Below are 14,149 nucleotides of genomic sequence, written 5' to 3'. Positions count from 1 at the left end.
TCGGTCAACGCCCGGTGTCGCGCTCGCGGTCGACGGGCGGATCACCGAACGACGAACGGATCCCCCTACAGACTGTTGATGTCGGACGCGCCGGCGGTTTCCTTGTACACGCGCGGTTCCTCGCTCTCGCCGTCCGCGTCGTCGGTCGATTCGTCGCCGTCTACTTCCGGATCGGCCGCCCCCTCGTCGTCGACCGCCTGCGTCGAGAACCGAACGACTTCGTCGGCCGGACAGACCCAGAGGTCGACCGAATACCAGCCGAACAGCCTCGAGGCGTTTTCGTGAGCGTCGGTCGCGTTCTCGGCGGCGACGCTGCCGACGTGGCGCAGCGGCTCCGATTCCTCGTCGCGGACGAAGACCTCCCACTGCGGGATCGGAGATTCGGAGTCGTCGCGTTCGACCTTCGTGCGGCGCGCCTTCTCGACCATACTCGACGGTACGAAACGGCGAGCAAGATCGTTCCCCAAACTCCCAGCGGCTGGGAACACGTCGTCGGTCGGACGAACGCGTTCGCGTCTTCCCGACCGGTGAGAACGAGAGCGCGGCTTTCCTTCGGTCGCTTACGAGTACCGAGCAATGAGACCTGGTCACGTCGATACGTCGGAGCGGCCGTTCGTCCTCATCTGGGAGGTCACCCAGGCCTGCGCGCTCGCCTGCGACCACTGCCGGGCCGACGCGAAGGAGAAACGCCACCCCGACGAACTCTCGACGGCCGAGGGCAAGCGCCTGCTCGAGAACGCCGCCGAGTTCGGCGAGGGACAACTCGTCGTGCTCTCGGGCGGGGATCCGCTCGTCCGCGACGACATCGAGGAGCTGGTCGACTACGGCACCGACCTCGGCCTCCGGATGACGATCACGCCCAGCGGCACGCACTCGTTGACCGCCGACCGGATCGAGGCGCTGGCCGACGCCGGCCTCAAGCGGATGGCGGTCAGCTTCGACGGCGCCTCGGCCGCGACCCACGACGAGTTCCGCGGCGAGGACGGCAGCTTCGAGGAAACCGTGCGGGCAGTCGAGGACGCCCGCGCGGCCGGCCTCCCCGTGCAGGTTAACACGACCGTCTGCCGCCAGACAGTCGGCGAACTCCCCGAAATTAAGGATCTGCTGCGTGACCTCGGGGCAGTCCTGTGGAGCGTCTTCTTCCTGGTCCCCGTCGGCCGCGGCCGCGTGCTCGAGCCGATCGACCCGGACGAGGCCGACGCGGTGATGGCCTGGCTGAACGAGGTCAGCGACGAGGAGCCGTTCGGGGTCAAGACGACCGAGGCGCCCCAGTACCGCCGGGTCGCGATGCAGCGAGCGACCGACGGCTCGGGCGGCAGGCCTCGAGCCGGGTCCGGTGCCGGGTCTGGATCCAACGACGGACCCGCAGACGACGGCATCGGCCGCCGAACCGGCATCATCGCCGGCGACGGCTTCGCGTTCGTGAGCCACACCGGCGAGGTGTTCCCCTCGGGCTTCCTGCCGCAGTCGGCCGGCAACGTCCGCGACGAATCCCTGCCCGAGATCTACCGCGACTCGTCGCTGTTCCGGTCGCTGCGCGATCGCGACAACCTCGAGGGGAAGTGCGGCGCCTGCCCCTACCGCCACGTCTGCGGCGGCAGCCGCTCGCGGGCTTACGCCCACACCGGAAATCCCCTCGCGAGCGACCCGCTCTGTCCCTACGTTCCCGACGCGTACGACGGTCCGCTGCCGTGGGAACGCGAGGACGCCTCGACGCTCGAGCGGCCGGCCTCGGGCGACTGACTGTACGCCCGGTTTCGCCGGAATCGAGACCAGACAGACGGCCGACTGCGTGGACGATCGGTACCGAGACAAAAGATCGAACGTGAACCGCGAGGTCGACCCGGACTGACTGAACAGCCACCGGTGACGGGTTCTCGAGCCCGTCGATTACAGGGTTCGGGCCGACCGGCGGAAGACGATGGCTCTAGAGCGGAGTCGGCACATCGACGCACCGACCGCACGATCGAACCGATCGGTGAGTAGCTTCCGACCGCACGCGATATCGGTATGGGTGAAAGACGGAGCCGGTACCACGTGCAGACGAGTCCGGACGCCGTCGATCGCTTGCAGGGGCGGTCGTCGATATCGCGTGCACCTCCGTCTTCCGAACGAAGGAAGTTGGGCGTTCAGCCGAACACGTTCCGGCCGGGGTCGTCTGCCGAGAATGAGGGACGCTCCCGAAGCGGCCGACGCTACTCGAGGACGACCAGCGTATCGCCCATGTCGACGCTCTGATCCTCCTCGACGGGGATTTCGACGACCGTCCCGCCCTTCGAGGCGACGATGTCGTTTTCCATCTTCATCGCCTCGAGGACGACCAGCACATCGCCGGCCGCGACCTCGTCGCCCTCCTCGACCTCGATGTCGAGGATCGTCCCCTGCATCTCGGCGTCGACGGTCTCGCCCTCGCCGGCGACCTCGCCACCGCCGCCGGAGCCGCCCGCCGGCTGGGGCGGCTGGGCCTGGCCGCCGCCGCCGGCCTCGACATCGCCGGTCGGGATCGCCGGCGCGCCGTGTTCCTCGAGTTCGACCTCGAAGCGCTTGCCGTTGACTTCGACGGTGAACTCGCGCTCGACGGTTTCCTCGTCCTCGCCGTCGCCGCCGTCGCCGGTGTCGCCGCCCCACTGCTGTTGGGCTTCTTCGATCCGCTCTGGGTCCATCTCCTCGTCGAGATATTTCGTCGTGTGCGTACTGGCGACGAACTCCTCGTCGGTCAACATCAGCCGGTGGAAGGGGATGATCGTCGGAATGCCCTCGATCTCGTACTCCCGGAGCGCGCGCAGCGAGCGCTCGATGCACTCGTCGCGGTCCTCGCCCCAGACCACGAGTTTGGCGATCATCGAATCGTAGTCGGTGACGAGTTCGTCGCCCTGCCGCAAGGCGTCGTCCAATCGGACGCCGATCCCGCCCGGCGGGTCGTAGGTCTCGAGTCGGCCGCCGGTCGCGGGCGCGAAGTCGTTCGCCGCGTTCTCGGCGTTGATCCGGAACTCCATCGCGTGGCCGTCGAAGGTGACCTCGTCCTGCTCGAAGTCGATCTCCTCGCCGGCCGCAATCTGTATCTGGCGCTTGACGATGTCGTAGCCCGTGATCTCCTCGGTGACGGTGTGCTCGACCTGGATCCGAGTGTTGACCTCGAGGAAGAAGAAGTTCGCGTCCGGACCCAGCGGGCCGTCCCGGCCGGACTCTTCCTCGACGAGGAACTCGACGGTGCCGGCGTTAGTGTAGTCCGCGGCGGCGACCCCGCGGCGGGCCGCCTCGCCGATCTTCTCGCGCAGTTCGTCGGTCAGCGCCGCGGAGGGAGCCTCCTCGATGACCTTCTGGTGGCGTCGCTGGAGCGAGCAGTCCCGTTCACCGAGGTGGCGGACGTTGCCGTGCTCGTCGGCCAGGATCTGGACCTCGATGTGGCGGGGCTGCTCGAGGTAGCGCTCGAGGTAGACCGAGTCGTTGTCGAAGTAGGCCTCGCCCTCGCGCTTGGCGCTCTCGAGTTGGTCCTCGACCTCGTCCTCGGACCGGACGACCTTCATCCCGCGGCCACCGCCGCCGCCCTCGGCCTTGATCGCGATGGGGTAGCCGTGCTCCTCGCCGAACTCCTTGACCTCCTCAGGTTCGGTGACGGGATCGGTGGTCCCCGGAACGATGGGGACGTCGGCCTCGTTCATGATCGTCCGGGCCTTGGTCTTCTCCCCCAGAGACTCCATGGCGTCGCTGGAAGGTCCGATCCAGGTGATCCCGTCCGCGTTCTCGACCTTGCGGGCGAACTCGGCGTTCTCCGCGAGGAAGCCGTAGCCGGGGTGGATCGCGTCGGCGTCGGCCTTGCGCGCGGCCTCGATGACGCCCTCGTGATCGAGGTAGGAGTCGGCCGCGCGAGCCGGCCCGACGTTGTACGCTTCGTCGGCGTAGCGGACGTGTCCGGCGTCCTTGTCCGCCTCCGAGTAGATCGCGACCGTCCCGACGTTCAGTTCTTCGCACGCGCGCATGACTCTGACGGCGATCTCGCCGCGGTTCGCCACCAGGACCTTCCTGAACATTTCTGTACAAACAGTTGCGAGGCTGCTACCTTACTTTTTCGCAACCGATCGGTTCACTGAGACCGTCCCGCGCGAACGCGTCTCGTTCGCGCGGTTGGTTCGAAACGAAACCGTTACGTTCCCCGAATGGGAACGGCGTACTGAACGCGGAAACCGACGATGGCTGTACCGTGGTTCGATTCCGCGGGTCGGCGTTGAAGCGGCCACAGCGGCGGGGCAACACCCGTACCCATCCCGAACACGGAAGTTAAGCCCGCCTGCGTTCCGGCAAGTACTGGAGTGCGCGAGCCTCCGGGAACGTCGGTTCGCCGCTTCACTATTCATACTTCATTCCTCTATTCACGGATCGGCAGTCGCGACGCCGGCCTTTCCGGCGTCGAATGCAGTTCTCGAGACGCCGCCTCGCCGGTCGTACCGACCGGTGACACTGTTCCGAACGGGTGCTATCTACTCCGGACGAGCATGTTCGGGGCAACGGCGATACGACGAGGAAGCGACGTTCCGGACGTCCACAGCGGCGCTCAAGCGAGCGACGCCGGACGCTCAACATGACCCGCAAGTCGATGCCGATCGCGAACCGACCGGCACACCAACTGCTCGCCGCCCTCGGCAAGCGGACGCTCCGTCCCGGCGGCCAGGCGCTGACTCGCGAGTTGCTCGAGGCCCTCTCGATTACGTCGGCGGACGACGTCGTCGAGTTCGCACCCGGCGTCGGCGAGACCGCACGGCTCGCGCTCGCTCGAAATCCGAACTCGTACGCGGGAATCGAACTGGATCGCGAGCGGGCGGCGCGGCTTCGGGAGACGCTCGAGGGGGTCGCTCAGCCCGCGCCCGAAATCGTCGTCGGGAACGCCGCCGACACCGACCTCCCTCGAGACTCGGCCGACGTCGTCTACGGCGAAGCGATGCTGACGATGCAGCCCGACTCCGGGAAACGGGCGATCCTCGAAGAGGCGCACCGACTGCTGCGACCCGGCGGCCGGTACGGCATCCACGAACTGGCGCTCGCGGACGGCGTCGACGACGAGACCGCGACCCGGATCCGCCGGGAGGCCGCGAAGGTGGCCAACGTCCACCCGCAGCCGCTCACCGAGTCCTGCTGGGTCGACCGCCTCGAGACCGCGGGTTTCACCGTGACGTGGCGGGCCGTCGAGCCGATGGCGCTGCTCGAGCCGCGGCGAGTGCTCGCGGACGAAGGACTGCTGGGCACGCTGCGGATCGGGTACAATCTGTTCAGACGGCCGCAGGTACGGCGCCGAGTGCGATCGCTACGGCGGGTTTTCGAGCGATACGAGGCGCAGTTGCGGGCGATCGCGATAGTCGCTGAACGGTCGGACGGTCGTGGGTGACAGGATAAGTGTGGACGGTCTCGGAGTTAGAACCGATCCGTCCGTCCCGCGGCCGACCACGCGTTCGTCGGCGCCTCGCGAGGGACGCGGGCGTGGCGGTGCTGTTGGTCGCGCAACCGGCCGCTGAAGGCCCAGCGCTTGCCGTCCCACGTCTCCTCCTCGCTCGCGGCCGCCGCGGCGACCGCGAGGGCGTGGTCGTGGAGGTGGGCGCCGACCGCGGCGGCGATCGCGGCCGCCTCCTCCTCGTCTGCGGTGTCCGGAATGTCGAGTTCGACGTCCGAGAGGACCGCCGCCGCGTCGGGCCGCTCGCCGGCGGGCCGATCGGCCGCCGCGGGCTCGGCCCCATCGGTCGCGTTCGTCTGTTTCTGTGATGCCATGGGTCGATCGTTACAGCGGGATGTTCCCGTGTTTCTTGTCCGGGTTCTGCTCGCGCTTCGTCTCGAGCATCTCGAGGTCGTCGATCAGCCGCGGCCGGGTCTCTGTGGGAACGATCACGTCGTCGAGGAAGCCCTTGTCCGTTGCCGTGTAAGGGTTGGCGAACTCCTCGCGGTACTCCTCGATGAGTTCGTCGCGGAGTTCGTCGGGGTTCTCGGCCTCCTCGAGTTCGTCGCGGTAGAGGATGTTGACCGCGCCCTGGGGACCCATGACGGCGATCTCGGCGGTCGGCCAGGCGTAGTTGACGTCCGCGCCGAGATTTTTGGAGGCCATAACGCAGTAGGCGCCGCCGTAGGCCTTCCGGGTGATCACGGTGAGGAGGGGGACGGTCGCCTCGGCGTAGGCGTACAGCAGTTTCGCGCCATGGCGGATGATCCCGCGGTGCTCCTGATCGGTGCCGGGCATGTAGCCGGGGACGTCGACGAAGGTGACGATCGGGATGTTAAATGAGTCGCAGAAGCGGACGAACCGCGAGCCCTTCATCGAGGAGTCGACGGTCAGCGTGCCGGCGTTGACCCGGGGCTGGTTGGCGACGATGCCGACCGAGCGCCCGTCGAGGCGGGCGAAGCCGACGACCAGTTCCTTCGCGAAGTTCTCCGCGACCTCGAAGAACGACCCCTCGTCGACGACGGAGTCGATGACGTCGATCATGTCGTAGGGCTTCTGGGGGCTCGGCGGGACGATGTCGTTGAGTCGCTCGTCGCGGCGGTCGGGATCGTCCCACGGCTCGACGCGGGGCGGGTCCTCGACGTTGTTCTGCGGTAGATAGGAGAGCAGTCGTTTGATGTCGTCGAGGGCCTGCTCCTCGCTCTCGCAGGCGAACTGGGCGACGCCGGTCTTCCCGGCGTGGGTCATCGCGCCGCCGAGTTCCTCGTGGGTGACCTCCTCCCCGGTGACGGTCTTGGTGACCCCGGGCCCGGTGATGTACATGTGGCTCGTGTCCTGAACCATGAAGATGAAGTCCGTGATCGAGGGCGAGTAGACCGCGCCGCCGGCGCAGGGGCCCATGATACCTGATATCTGAGGGATGACGCCGCTTGCTTCCTGGTTGCGGCGGAAGATTTCGGTGAAGCCGGCGAGGCTCTTGACGCCCTCCTGAATGCGGGCGCCGGCGGAGTCGTTGAGCCCGACGACGGGGGCACCGACTTCCATCGCCATGTCCATTACCTTACAGATCTTCTCGGCGAAAACCTCGCCCAGCGACCCGCCGAAGACCGTAAAGTCGTGGGCGAAGACGAAGACGGTGCGACCGTTGACCTCACCGTAGCCCGTCACGACGCCGTCGCCGGGGATCTTTCGCTCCTCCATCCCGAACTGACTCGTCTGGTGGGTCCGGAGCTGGTCGAACTCCGTGAAGGTGCCCTCGTCGAGGAAGTAGTCGATCCGCTCGCGGGCGGTCATCTTCCCCTTGTCGTGTTGCTTCTGGATGCGCTCCTCGCCGCCGCCCAACTCGGCCTCCTCGCGGAGCTTCTCGAGTTCGTCGATGCGGTCTTCCATCGTCACGCTCGAAACACCCCTGTCGGTATCATACGCCCTGTTGTGATGACCAACAGGAAAAGGATTCCGTAACACCTTCACGGTTTATCACTGCCTGCGGTGACCGGTCGCGCGAGACCGACGCCCCCGTGAACTATAATTTATAAAGAAATACGATTCCGCCGGGTTGCAATTTTAGCCGGAATACCGCTCGGAACCGGCCTCGAACCGGTGGATCTCGATCCGGAAACCACGAAAAGTTATATGGGCCCTCTTTCAAACAGAGCGATATGGCTCAACGAGAATCATGGGCAACGAGGGCAGGGTTCATCCTTGCCGCGGTCGGTAGCGCAGTGGGGCTAGGTAACATCTGGCGGTTCCCGTATCAGGTAGGAGAGTACGGCGGCGCGGCGTTTCTCGTCTTCTATCTCCTCCTGATCGCGTTCGTCGGCTTTCCGGTCATGCTGGTCGAGTTCACGATCGGCCGATACACCGACCGGAACCCCGTCGGCGCGATGAAACAGGTCGGGCAGGGGATCTGGTCGAAGGTCGGCTGGGTGTTCCTCGTCGCCGGCTTCGTCATCCTGTCGTACTACAGCGTCGTCGCCGGATGGATTCTCCAGTACATCGTCATCGGACTGCAGGGTAACTACGCCGCCGGCGGCGCCGGCGCACAGTTCGCGGCGACCACCGGTGGGCTGCCGTCGGTGCTCACGCACGCGATCTTCATGGCCGCCGTCATCGGCATCGTCGCGTTCGGCATCCAGGACGGGATCGAACTCTCCGTCAAGCTGATGGTCCCCGCGATCATCGCGCTCCTGATCGGACTGGCGGTCTACGCCGGAACGCTCCCCGGCGCCGGCGAGGCCTACGCGTACTACCTCTCGCCCGACCTGGGAACGATGATCTCGAACTGGGACTCGATCCTGCCCGCGGCGGCCGCGCAGGCGTTCTTCACGCTCTCGCTCGGGATGGGCGTGATGATCACCTACGCGTCCTACCTCGGCGAGGACCGAAATCTCGCCAAGGACGGCGTCATCATCGTCGGCCTCGACACGCTGATCGCGTTTACCGCCGGCCTGGTGGCGTTCCCGATCCTCTTCACCGCCGACCTGACCGAGACCACCGACGGCCCGGGCTTCATCTTCGTCAGCCTCTCCGAGGCGTTCAGTAACATCCCGTTCGGCTGGCTCCTCGGTGCCGTCTTCTTCGCCACCGTCGCGATCGCCGCCCTCTCGAGCGCGATCAGCATCATGGAGGTCGTCACCTCGTACCTGATCGACGAACACGACGTCGATCGGAAGGTGGCGGTCGCGGTCCTCGGGACGGCGATCTTCCTCCTCGGCGTCCCCGTGGCGTACGACCAGTCGTCGTCGCTCGTCTGGCTCGTGGTGTACGACGGGATCGCCAACCAGATCCTGCTCATCCTCGGCGGCCTGCTGCTGGCGATCTACATCGGCTGGGTCCAGACCGACCTCGGCCTCGAGGAGATCAGCAAGGGCATCCGGAACCTCGGCGCCTGGGGGCAGACCTGGATCTGGATCCTCCGGATTCCGGTCATCATCCTGCTGCTGATCGTCCTCTGGCAGAACGCGACCGGGGTCTACGAGAGCTTCGTCGGAATCTTCGGCTGACGCCGACACGCGCGGACGCCGAGATCGACTCTCGAACGATCGCCGCCGTTTCTTTGGGTCGGCACCGCTACCGCGAACCGATACCCGTCGAGAGTCGTCGCTCCTTCTCGCCCGTCGCCTCGTCGGTGGCGGCTCGACTCACTCGCGGTCCGACGCTTCGGCTTCGATCCGAACGGTCGCCAGTTCGTCGCGATCGCCGAGCAGTCGAAAGCGGAAGCCGCCGTCGTCCCGCTCGTACTGGAGATCGACCGTCGTCACGTCCGCGGTAATCTCTGCCGCGGACGACCGCCGCTCGTCGGACTGGGACGGCGGCTCGAGCTCGTAGTCATCGTAGGAGACGTACGTCGATTCCTCGACGACGTCGTCCGCGTTGTACACGTCGGCGTCGAGGCCCGGCTCCTCGGTCTCGCGCACCTCGAGCCGGTACGTTTCCATGGACATGAACGGGGGTTCTCCCGGTCGGGAGATGGCGATTCGGCTTACATGCGCTGGCCGATCGCGCGGGCGCTTACGCGGCGTCGTCCGGCGACGGGGATTCGGATTCCGACTCGGGCGCCGACTCGACGCCAATCTCGTACGCTTCGGGATCTTCCCCCGGCTCGAGGGTCACCGCCTCGATCCGCGCGACGTCCTTTACGGTCCGCGGCCCGTCCGCGCCGGCCGCGACGAACCGGGTCTCGTAGTCGCTCGCGTCCGCGAGCGGCCGGCCGTCCTTCCCGAGCGCCACCAGCCCCTCGAGCGCCGTGTCGACGGCGACGCAGGCGCGGTAGCCGTCGGCGGAGACGACGAGCAGGTGGGTCGTCTCGGGCGGCACCGACGCCCGCTCGAGGAGTTCGAGCACCGGGACGCCGTACCACGTTTCCGTGTATCGGTCGCCGGTCGCGCAGACGATCTCGCACTCGCGCTCGCGGAGCGGACAGTCGGCGAGCGCATCGCCGTCGATTGCCGTCTCCGTTTCGCCGACGATCCGAATCGACGACGAGAGTGGCGGAACGCGGAGCTCACCGTCAGCCATAACTCACTGTTGGCGCGTCAGTGTCGTAGCGCCACCGCTCGTTCCAAGCGCGTAGGAATAGCGGGCAACTCGAGGAGACGAACCGCGCGGTCAGCGTCAGACGTCCCGGTACGGCCCGAGCCGCGTCCCGTCGAGCAGGTACGCCTCGCCGTCAGCTATCCCGTCGGGCAGGAACGGCGAGAGAAACGACTGGTTCGGGACGTTCACCCACGTGCCGCCGACCAGATCGTTGAACGCGGGGACGACGACGACTCGCGGCGGCTCGAGGTCCGGCGACTCGAGCCACGAAATCGCCGCGTCGTCGTAGCCGCCGTACTCGCGAAACGGCGCCGGATCGAGCCGGCCGCGGAGCCACGCCCGCTCGACGCGACTCCCGCCGACCTCGTCCTCGAGGCGGACGCAGGGGTGTTCGTGGCCGAGGCAGACGACGTCGCTCTCGAGGACGTCGGGCGCTGGCCAGGTGTGGCCGTGACAGACGCCGACGCCGTCGAGCGTGACGCCGTCTCCGGGGACGACGGTGACGGTGGCGAGGTCGGGGTTCGGGCGGTCGACGGCGTCCGCGGCGTCGGCCCCGAACCACGTCTCGAGCTGTCCGTCGTGGTTCCCCTTCACGACCGTCACCTCGACCGTCGACGGCACGGACTCGAGCAGTACCTCGAGTTCACCGCGCTCGGCGCCGCCGGGATCGCCGATCGAGTGCATGAGGTCGCCGCAGACGACCAGCCGGTCGGCGGCGGTTCGCTCGAGCAAGGAGAGCAGGCGCTCGCGGCGGTCGGGTGCCTGACTGGGAACGTCGACGCCGCGTTCGTAGCGCAGGCCGGCCTCGTAGCCGGCGTGGTAGTCGGCGACCAGCAGGGCGCGGTCACCGTCGACCGTCGCGGTCGCGGCGGGCTCGCCGGGAACGGGCTCGACGCGGGGGGTCGGCGCTCCCGATCCTGGGTTCATTGTGTGCTCGAGCGGAGCCGGCTTAGATCGGTTTCAGCGTCTCGTCGTCCGGCTCGTAACACTGCCCGCCCATCAGCGCGTCCTGGATGGCGTCCTCGACCTCGTCCGCGGACGCGCCGGTGTCGGCGGCGACGGTCTCGACCAGTTCCCCGCGGTCAGCGCCGTCGCCGTCGTCGAGCTCCGCCATGGTTTCGACGACGTAGTCCTCGAGATCGACGTCCTCGGCGGGTTCGCCGTCGGCGGCCTCGTCAGCGGCTTCGTCCTCGTCCTCGGAGTCGTCCGCGGAGTCGTCCGTAGCGGACGCCGCTTCCGGCTCCGACTCCGGCTCGTCCGGCTCGGCCGCCGTCTCCTCGACGGACTCGTCTTCGGTCGCCTCGGATTCGGCGTCCGGTTCGGCGTCGGTTTCGACGTCAGACTCGCGCGCCTCGTCCTCGAGGCCGGACGTCGGCGGCGCGCCGAGGTCGTCGTCGACGGCGGCCTCAGTGTCGGCGTCAGTGTCGGTGGCGCCGGTGTCCGCCTCGAGATCGGAGTCAGCCTCGGCATCGGCGTCCGCCTCGTCCGGCTCCGGCACGTCGATCCCGGCCTCGCCGGGCTCCTCGACCTCGGCGCCGGTCGTGAACTCGGCACCGAACTCCTCCTCGAGTTGCTCGCGCTCCTCGTCGTCCATCTCGTACATGCCGTCGCCGATGTCCTCGGCGTCGAAGTCGCCGAGGTCCTCGTCCGCACCCTCGTCGACCGCGTCGGTCGCGTCGGTCTCGAGGTCGGACTCCGCGGCAGCGTCCGATTCGGATTCCGCGTCGACGGCGGGTTCGGGTTCGGATGCCGGCTCCGGTTCGGCTCCGGACGCCGCTTCGGCTTCGACAGTGCCCTCGACGCTCTCGCTCTCGAGTTCGACGCCGGCGTCGTCGGCGTCCGACTCGATATCGGCCTCGGTCGCACCCTCGGTCGAGTCGTCGCGGGCGTCACCGGTCGCGGTGCCGGCTGCCGACGACGATTCGACGGTGTCGCCGCCGGCGGTCGCGGCGACCGCTTCCGGTTCAGGTTCGGATTCGGATTCGGGTTCAGCTGCCGCCTCAACCGCCGGTTCCTGCTCGGCGGCGCTCTCGGTCGAGACGGCCTCAAGCGCGGACAGGTCGACGGCGTCGACGCCCAGATCGGTCAGGGAGTCGAACGTCGCGTCCTCGTATCCGGCGTTCGGTTCTCCGGGGCCGGCGTCGAACGGCCCGACCTGATCGAGGTCGCCGGAGACGACCTCGACGGCGTCGAGCGCGCAGTCGCGCAGGGCCGCGAGGTACGACGGCGTCGTCCCGTAGTGGTCCTGCGCGAGCGGGATGCCGGCCGCGAGGCCGGGTTCGACCCCCTGCTCGAGCAGAGCGTCGGTCAGCTCGTCGCCGCGGACGTCCGCCTCCGCGGCGGCCGCGTACAGTTCGATCCGCTCGAGCGTCTGCTCGGCCGCGCTGACGACCCAGCGGTCGCGCGTGTCGGCGTCGACCGTCGCGATGCTCTCGGGGCGGATCGAGGTATACACCTGGTCGGAGTCCTCAGGCTGGAAGGTACGGGCCTTTCCGGTGACCGCGACGAACGCCGGCGGTTCGATCCCCTCGAGGAAGGCCAGTTCGTCGGGCTGGTACTGGCCGGCGTAGACGACGAACGCGCCGGTCGGGTCGACGACGCGGGCCCGGACCATCTCGTCGTTGACCGCCGTCACCTCGGTCAGCGTGCCGACCGCGAACAGCCGGTTGATCCGGGCGCCGGTCGGCGCGATCACGTAGTTGGGCGCCCGCTCCTCGTCGCTCTCGGTGTAGGAGACGGAGGCGTCGTCGTACTCGGCCGCGAACAGCCGGTAGGCGACTTCGCGGCCGGGAATCTCCATCTCTTCGTCGTCGTTCGCGCTCATGCTCGCACCTCCTCGAGGAAGGCGGTCGCACGCGCTTCCGGATCGTCGTCACTTTCCGCGAACGTTTCGGCGTCCAAGTTCGCGCCGTACTCGTCGACCGAGAGGTGCCCGCGCACGCGGTACTCCTTTCCGACGATGCGCTCGCGGATCCGGTCGGCGACGACCTCCTGATCCATCGCCTCGCGGGCCTGTTCGAGGGCGTCCTCGAGCGTGCCACCGTAGACGTCCTCGGTGAGTTCGTCGTCGAGGACGGCGGTGAGGGTCCCGGTGCCGTCGTCGATGATCGCCTTCACGCGGAGGTCGTCGATGCCGTCCACGTCGCCGTGAGTCCGGCACTGCCCCTTCTGGATGACCCGGTAACACTCGGGGCAACGCTGGATGAGCCCCGAGCCGTCCCGGACCGCGATGACGTTGCCGACGACCTCGACGTCGTAGATGCCGCCCGTCCGGACGGCCTCGCCGACGTCCATCGTCGTCGTGTCCGCGCCGACGTCGATCTCGCGCTCGAGGTCGGTGACGGTCGAAAATTCGGAGACGTTGACCTCGGGGACGCCGCGGAACTCCTGGACGTAGGCGTTCTCGATGCGGACCGCGTTCCCCTCCTCGATCTCGGGCGCGGGGTCCCAGTTCGTGAACGGCAGGCGGCCGCTCTCGTCGCCGAAGACGCCGCTCAGGATCTCGGTCTCGCCGTCGCGGCCGTCGATGGTGCGGCGCTCGCACTCGACGACCGTCACTTCGATGTTGACCGCACGATCGCCCGTCCGGAGGTCGGCGAGTTGCGCGTCGCCGCCGACCTCGTAGGGGACGTCGATCGACTCCTCCTGGAAGGAAAGCGAGGTGCTTTCCCCGAGGTTGAGTTCGGGTTCGCCGTCCCACTCGCGGACGCCGGCGTTGCCGGCGGTGATCGTGTCGCCCGGCGAGAGGCCGAAGTCCTCCCAGGCGGTGTAGTCGATGACGCCGGTGTCGTCGGCGAGGCGACCCTCGACGATGACGTGGTCGTCGCCCTGGTAGCGGATCGATCGCTTGCCCGCCGTGAGGACGACCCCCGTCACGGTGACGTTGCCGTCCTCGGGGGTGATGTCGGCGATGTCCTTCGACTCGGGCGTCCCGCCGCCGCTCGAGCCGTCGCCGTACTTCCGGCGAAGGCTCTGTTTGGCCTCGTCGATCGGGACGCTGTACTCCACCAAGTTCTGCAGGTCGGATTTGACCTCCTCTTTGTCGACGCCGAGGTCGGAGGCGAGATCCTCGGCATGATCATCGAGTTCCATTCGTCCGTACTTGGCGTGCAGGATTTAAAAGCGTTCCCGCAGCGGGGCGAAAGTGATCGACCGGAGCGGCCCGACGATGCGTCACCGCGACACAAAAGT

General features: G+C 67.7%; 12 protein-coding genes and 1 rRNA gene. 4 read left to right on the top strand and 9 right to left on the bottom strand.

Annotated elements, in window-relative coordinates; translation table 11 throughout:
• Positions 1-65: 65 nt before the first annotated feature.
• A complete protein-coding gene (locus ACYQ26_RS11075; protein WP_459808952.1) occupies positions 66-428 on the bottom strand; it encodes an Htur_1727 family rSAM-partnered candidate RiPP in 363 nt (120 codons plus the stop codon).
• A 148-nt stretch (positions 429-576) separates the two neighbouring features.
• On the opposite strand from ACYQ26_RS11075, the gene ACYQ26_RS11070 reads away from it, so the two are divergent.
• Positions 577-1,743: a TIGR04053 family radical SAM/SPASM domain-containing protein gene (locus tag ACYQ26_RS11070; RefSeq protein WP_459808951.1), complete on the top strand. Its 1,167-nt coding sequence runs from the start codon at positions 577-579 to the stop codon at positions 1,741-1,743.
• A 452-nt stretch (positions 1,744-2,195) separates the two neighbouring features.
• Here the strand turns inward: ACYQ26_RS11070 and ACYQ26_RS11065 are convergent, their stop codons facing one another.
• The gene (locus ACYQ26_RS11065) at positions 2,196-4,031 is read right to left on the bottom strand and encodes an acetyl-CoA carboxylase biotin carboxylase subunit (protein ID WP_459808950.1); all 1,836 of its coding nucleotides are present in this window, start codon (positions 4,029-4,031) and stop codon (positions 2,196-2,198) included.
• Between the two features lie 195 nt (positions 4,032-4,226).
• Here ACYQ26_RS11065 and rrf point away from each other — a divergent pair.
• Positions 4,227-4,348: ribosomal RNA gene (rrf, locus tag ACYQ26_RS11060) — 5S ribosomal RNA — on the top strand.
• Positions 4,349-4,579: 231 nt separating this feature from the next.
• Entirely contained in the window at positions 4,580-5,380 is an 801-nt protein-coding gene (locus ACYQ26_RS11055; RefSeq protein WP_459808949.1) for a class I SAM-dependent methyltransferase, read from the top strand.
• A gap of 26 nt (positions 5,381-5,406) precedes the next feature.
• On the opposite strand, the gene ACYQ26_RS11050 is transcribed toward ACYQ26_RS11055, so the two are convergent.
• Positions 5,407-5,757 (bottom strand): DUF8022 family protein, encoded by a 351-nt coding sequence (locus ACYQ26_RS11050; protein ID WP_459808948.1) that lies wholly within the window; start codon positions 5,755-5,757, stop codon positions 5,407-5,409.
• A 10-nt stretch (positions 5,758-5,767) separates the two neighbouring features.
• Complete coding sequence (locus ACYQ26_RS11045; RefSeq protein ID WP_459808947.1) at positions 5,768-7,312, bottom strand: acyl-CoA carboxylase subunit beta; 1,545 nt, start codon at positions 7,310-7,312, stop codon at positions 5,768-5,770.
• 269 nt (positions 7,313-7,581) lie between these two features.
• Here ACYQ26_RS11045 and ACYQ26_RS11040 point away from each other — a divergent pair, with 269 nt between their 5' ends.
• The gene (locus tag ACYQ26_RS11040; RefSeq protein ID WP_459808946.1) at positions 7,582-8,925 is read left to right on the top strand and encodes a sodium-dependent transporter; all 1,344 of its coding nucleotides are present in this window, start codon (positions 7,582-7,584) and stop codon (positions 8,923-8,925) included.
• 138 nt (positions 8,926-9,063) lie between these two features.
• Here the strand turns inward: ACYQ26_RS11040 and ACYQ26_RS11035 are convergent, their stop codons facing one another.
• From ACYQ26_RS11035 to ACYQ26_RS11015, 5 genes are all read right to left on the bottom strand, one after another.
• Positions 9,064-9,366: a hypothetical protein gene (locus tag ACYQ26_RS11035; protein ID WP_459808945.1), complete on the bottom strand. Its 303-nt coding sequence runs from the start codon at positions 9,364-9,366 to the stop codon at positions 9,064-9,066.
• Positions 9,367-9,433: 67 nt separating this feature from the next.
• Entirely contained in the window at positions 9,434-9,940 is a 507-nt protein-coding gene (locus tag ACYQ26_RS11030; RefSeq protein WP_459808943.1) for a molybdopterin-dependent oxidoreductase, read from the bottom strand.
• 96 nt (positions 9,941-10,036) lie between these two features.
• On the bottom strand, positions 10,037-10,885 hold the full coding sequence (locus tag ACYQ26_RS11025) for a metallophosphoesterase (RefSeq protein ID WP_459808942.1): 849 nt from the start codon (positions 10,883-10,885) through the stop codon (positions 10,037-10,039).
• 22 nt (positions 10,886-10,907) lie between these two features.
• On the bottom strand, positions 10,908-12,782 hold the full coding sequence (locus tag ACYQ26_RS11020) for an RPA family protein (RefSeq protein ID WP_459808941.1): 1,875 nt from the start codon (positions 12,780-12,782) through the stop codon (positions 10,908-10,910).
• Complete coding sequence (locus ACYQ26_RS11015) at positions 12,779-14,050, bottom strand: Single-stranded DNA binding protein (protein ID WP_459808940.1); 1,272 nt, start codon at positions 14,048-14,050, stop codon at positions 12,779-12,781. Before ACYQ26_RS11015 ends, ACYQ26_RS11020 begins: the two co-directional genes overlap by 4 nt.
• Positions 14,051-14,149 lie beyond the last annotated feature (99 nt).

The organism is Halopiger thermotolerans (genome assembly GCF_054654555.1).
This window is presented reverse-complemented; position numbering and strand designations above follow the sequence as displayed.

Coding starts and splice junctions, on each gene's coding strand:
- ACYQ26_RS11075 (WP_459808952.1), bottom strand. CDS start 428: ATGGTCGAGAAGGCGCGCCGCACGAAGGTCGAACGCGACGACTCCGAA.
- ACYQ26_RS11040 (WP_459808946.1), top strand. CDS start 7,582: ATGGCTCAACGAGAATCATGGGCAACGAGGGCAGGGTTCATCCTTGCC.
- ACYQ26_RS11025 (WP_459808942.1), bottom strand. CDS start 10,885: ATGAACCCAGGATCGGGAGCGCCGACCCCCCGCGTCGAGCCCGTTCCC.
- ACYQ26_RS11055 (WP_459808949.1), top strand. CDS start 4,580: ATGACCCGCAAGTCGATGCCGATCGCGAACCGACCGGCACACCAACTG.
- ACYQ26_RS11070 (WP_459808951.1), top strand. CDS start 577: ATGAGACCTGGTCACGTCGATACGTCGGAGCGGCCGTTCGTCCTCATC.
- ACYQ26_RS11015 (WP_459808940.1), bottom strand. CDS start 14,050: ATGGAACTCGATGATCATGCCGAGGATCTCGCCTCCGACCTCGGCGTC.
- ACYQ26_RS11050 (WP_459808948.1), bottom strand. CDS start 5,757: ATGGCATCACAGAAACAGACGAACGCGACCGATGGGGCCGAGCCCGCG.
- ACYQ26_RS11065 (WP_459808950.1), bottom strand. CDS start 4,031: ATGTTCAGGAAGGTCCTGGTGGCGAACCGCGGCGAGATCGCCGTCAGA.
- ACYQ26_RS11035 (WP_459808945.1), bottom strand. CDS start 9,366: ATGTCCATGGAAACGTACCGGCTCGAGGTGCGCGAGACCGAGGAGCCG.
- ACYQ26_RS11030 (WP_459808943.1), bottom strand. CDS start 9,940: ATGGCTGACGGTGAGCTCCGCGTTCCGCCACTCTCGTCGTCGATTCGG.
- ACYQ26_RS11045 (WP_459808947.1), bottom strand. CDS start 7,312: ATGGAAGACCGCATCGACGAACTCGAGAAGCTCCGCGAGGAGGCCGAG.
- ACYQ26_RS11020 (WP_459808941.1), bottom strand. CDS start 12,782: ATGAGCGCGAACGACGACGAAGAGATGGAGATTCCCGGCCGCGAAGTC.